Here is a 3,762-nt window from a genome sequence, read left to right as displayed (position 1 = left end):
GCCCCCAGCCCCGCCGCGGGCGCCCGCACCCCTTCCGGATGCTCGGGCACACACCACAGCCCCACGGGCCCGGGCCGGCGCCGGCGTACCTCGGCCACCGCCTGTGCGTGCCGTCCCCGACGCGCGTACGGCCCGAGCACGGCCAGTGCCCGCACGCCCCGCGCCGCGGCCGACGCCCCCGACTCCACGACCAGGGCCACCGCCCCGTCGAACAGTTCGGGGACCCCGTCCGCACCTCCCTCCGCGACCCCCGTGACATGGCGCACCGCCGGGTTGTCCGGCTCCACACCCACCACGAGCATCCGCTCGGCCCGCCCCGAGACGACGAGCAGACGCGCCCAGTTGACGGCGTCGAGCCCGGAGGTGGGCCCGTTGCACAGGGTCACGTTGGCGCCGCGCAGTCCGTGCGTGATGGCGACCCAGGAGGCAACCACGTTGCTGGAGGTGGCGGGCAGCATCATCGGGCTGGTGCCGAGGTAGGTGGACTCGGCGATGGTCCGCACGGTCTCGCAGACGGTGTCGGCGTTGCCGTAGTTGGTGCTGGCGCTGACCCCGACGCTCTCGCCCGGTACCGTCAGGCCGCCGGACTCGTCGACCAGGCCGGCCGCCCGCAGCGCGTCCTGTGCCGCGACCATGGCGAGCTTGGTGGCCCGGTCCTTGTACCGCAGCCCGCGCCCGGTCAGCCGGCCGACGGGGTCGGGCGCCGTACGGTGTCCGTCGGGCAGCGCGCCGAGCAGCCGCCGGGGCCCGTCGAGTCCGCGCACCGCACTGCCCAGCCCGGTGATCACGGCGTCCGCCGTGGCGACGTCACTCATGACCCGCCCCCATGCTCTCGACGACGGCGACCGCGTTGAGCCCGCCGAACCCGAAGGAGTCGATCTGCGCGAGCCGCATCGGCCCGTCCGGCCGCTCCGCCGCCCCGCGCACCAGCCGGAACCCGGCCACGGCCTCCACGGGGTCGTCGAGGTACACGGTCGGCGGGACGGTCCCGGTGCGCAGCACGTCCACCGCCGCGACCAGGCTGTGCAGCCCGGAGGCCCCGGCGGTGTGCCCGGTCATCGACTTGATGGCCGTCATGTACGGGGAGACGTCCAGGCCCGCGAAGACCGAGCCCAGCGCGGTCGACTCGGCCTCGTCGTTCAGCGGGGTGCCCGTGCCGTGCAGCATGACGAGGTCGATGTCGGCGGGCCGTACGCCGGCCCTCCGGTGCGCCTCCTGCACGGCGGCGGCGATGCTCTTGGCGTCCGGTGCCGAGGGGTGGTAGGCGTCGCAGTTGACCGCGACCCCGCGCACCCGGGCGTGCACCCGGGGCGCCGTTCCCGGTCCGTCCGCCTCCCTGCGCAGGACGACGGCCACCGCGCCCTCGCCCTGGAGCATTCCGCGCCGGGCCCGGTCGAAGGGCCTGACCCGGTCGGGTGCTTCGGGGTAGCAGCGGTCCAGCAGTCCGTAGGTGCTCTCGGTGATGGTGTCGACGCCGGCCACGACCACGGTGTCCGCCGCGCCCGCCTCCAGCAGGTCGGCGCCCATCGCCAGGGCGTACAGCGAGGCCGAGCAGGCGTTGGCGACGGTGTGGGTGTCGGCTGCGCCGAAACGCCGTCGGAGCATGGTGCCGAAGTGCAGGTCGGCCGCGTCGAAGGGGATCCCGTCGCGCCAGGACAGCTCGACCGAGCGCAGTTCCCTGAGGGTCGTGCCGACCAGCACCGGCACCGAGGACAGGTCGTCCCCGAGCCCGGCGTCGGCGGCGGCCGCGGCGACCGCCTGTTCCAGCCAGCGGGTCGCCCGCAGCGGCTCGTCGACGCCCGGCGCCGGCCGGTCGTCGATCTCGTAGGCCACCCGCGCCCGGAACTTCTCCCGGTCGTAGCCGCGCAGCGGCCCTAGCCCGCTGCGCCCCGCGACCAGCGAGTCGAAGATCTCCTCGACACTGCCGCCGATGCTGGCGACGGCCCCCATCCCGGTCACGATCCAGCTCATGCCGCGCTCCGGTGGTCGCGGTACGCGCCGAGGATGAGGACGGCGTTGTTGCCGCCGAAGGCCAGCGCGTTGTTCTGGACGACGGTCAGCTCCGCCTCGACGGCCTCGTTGGGCACGCAGTCGACCGCGCACTCGGGGTCGGTCTCCCGGTGGTTGATCGTCGGCGGGATGAAGCCCTCGGTGATCGCCAGCGCGCAGGCCGCCGCGGAGACGGCGCTGGCCGCGCCCATGCTGTGCCCGATCATCGACTTGATGGAGACGGTGCGCGGCATGGCGTCGGCGCCGAAGACCTGGCGGATGGCGCCCGCCTCGGTGATGTCGTTGGCCTTCGTCCCGGTGCCGTGCGCGGAGACGAAGTCGACCTGGTCCGGGGTCACGCCCGCGTTGCGGTGGGCGATCTCGATGGTCCGCGCGATGCTGCCCTGGTCCGGGGCGACCGGGTGCAGGGCGTCGCAGGCGAGCCCGTAGCCGAGCACCTCGGCGTAGATCCGCGCCCCGCGGGCCAGTGCCGACTCCAGGCTCTCCATGAGCAGGATGCCGGCGCCCTCCCCGGTGAGGATGCCCTCGCGGTCCTTGTCGAAGGGCCGGCACACCTCGGGGGCGACGGTGCCCAGCCGGTAGAACCCGGTGAACGTCTTGCGGCACGCCGCGTCCGCGCCACCGCACAGGGCGATGTCGACGTCACCGCTGCGCAGGGCGTCGTAGCCGTAGCCGACCGCGTAGTTGCCCGCCGCGCACGCGGTCGGGATCGTCACGGCCTCCACGTCCGTCAGGCCCAGTTCGCGCACGATCCCGGCGGACAGCCGTCCCGCGGGGATGCGCCGGGCGACAGCGGGGTCGTACGCGTCGGGACCGCCGTCCATGCTCGTGCCGACGAGCTGGTCGAGGTCGCGGGACTCGCCGTCCGTGGTGCCCACGGACACCAGGGAGCGGCGCGCCCGTACGTCCTCCTCGGTCAGGCCCGCGTCCTCGACCGCCATCCGCGCGGCGGCCACCGAGAACTGGCTCGCCCGGCCCAGCTCCTCGGGGTGCTGCCGCACGATCCAGCGCTCCGGCTCGAAGTCGGTGACCTCGCAGCCGTTGGCGTGGGCGAAGCCGGTCGTGTCGAACGCGGTGATCGGCTTGACGCCGCTGCGCCCGTCACGGAGTCCGGCGGTGAAGGCCTCGACTCCGATGCCGATGCTGGTGACCACCCCGAGTCCGGTGATGACGACCCGGCGGCCGGAGGCCTGTGTGTCCGTGCTGATCGAAGCATTCATCGCAGCTCACCCGTCTGACGGTCGGAAGGGGACGTCAGCGCCGGGCGGCTTCGGCCACCACCGCGTACACACCCTCCAGGTTGACCATGCGGCTGAGCTCGGCCTGGTCGATGGTCACGCGCTGCGTCCGCTCCAGGGCGGCGAGGATCTCGATGGCCCGCAGCGAGTCCGCGTCGTGCTCCTCCTTGAAGAGGCTGGTCTCGGTGACCTCGTCCTCGTCGATCTCGAGGATGTCGCAGACGATCTCCTTGATCTCCTGCTTGCGCTCGGCGTCCAGCCCGTCCGTCAGGCTCACGTTGCTCATCTCGACTCCCTGAGTACGTCACTGCCGGAGCCCGGTGGCCCCGCCCTCTGACGCCCCAAGACTGAGATCGCCCGCTATACGGCCCCTATACGGTCCCTGCACACGCCCCTCGGGGGCGCGGGGCTGTGTCCTCGGGCCGCTCCGCCGCGGGGCGCGACAGGCCCCGACGGACCCGCACCCGCCCGGCACCGCCACCAGGCATCCCCCGGGCGCCGGTCACTCCTCCTC

At 73.7% G+C, this 3,762-nt stretch carries 4 protein-coding genes; all 4 read right to left on the bottom strand.

Features of this window, described 5'->3' with window-relative positions; genetic code table 11:
• Positions 1–815 (bottom strand): beta-ketoacyl synthase N-terminal-like domain-containing protein (locus tag AOJ26_RS40815; protein WP_053853373.1); only part of this gene is annotated, 815 nt, incomplete at its 3' end.
• Entirely contained in the window at positions 808–1,971 is a 1,164-nt protein-coding gene (locus AOJ26_RS40810; protein ID WP_053853372.1) for a beta-ketoacyl synthase N-terminal-like domain-containing protein, read from the bottom strand. The genes AOJ26_RS40815 and AOJ26_RS40810, both read right to left, overlap by 8 nt.
• A complete protein-coding gene (locus AOJ26_RS40805; RefSeq protein ID WP_053853371.1) occupies positions 1,968–3,230 on the bottom strand; it encodes a beta-ketoacyl-[acyl-carrier-protein] synthase family protein in 1,263 nt (420 codons plus the stop codon). The genes AOJ26_RS40810 and AOJ26_RS40805 overlap by 4 nt, the downstream gene beginning before the upstream one ends.
• Positions 3,231–3,264: 34 nt before the next feature.
• A complete protein-coding gene (locus tag AOJ26_RS40800; protein WP_053853370.1) occupies positions 3,265–3,534 on the bottom strand; it encodes an acyl carrier protein in 270 nt (89 codons plus the stop codon).
• Positions 3,535–3,762: the final 228 nt, after the last annotated feature.

It is taken from the genome of Streptomyces sp. NRRL B-24085 (assembly GCF_001282115.1).
Classification (GTDB): domain Bacteria; phylum Actinomycetota; class Actinomycetes; order Streptomycetales; family Streptomycetaceae; genus Streptomyces.
This window is presented reverse-complemented; position numbering and strand designations above follow the sequence as displayed.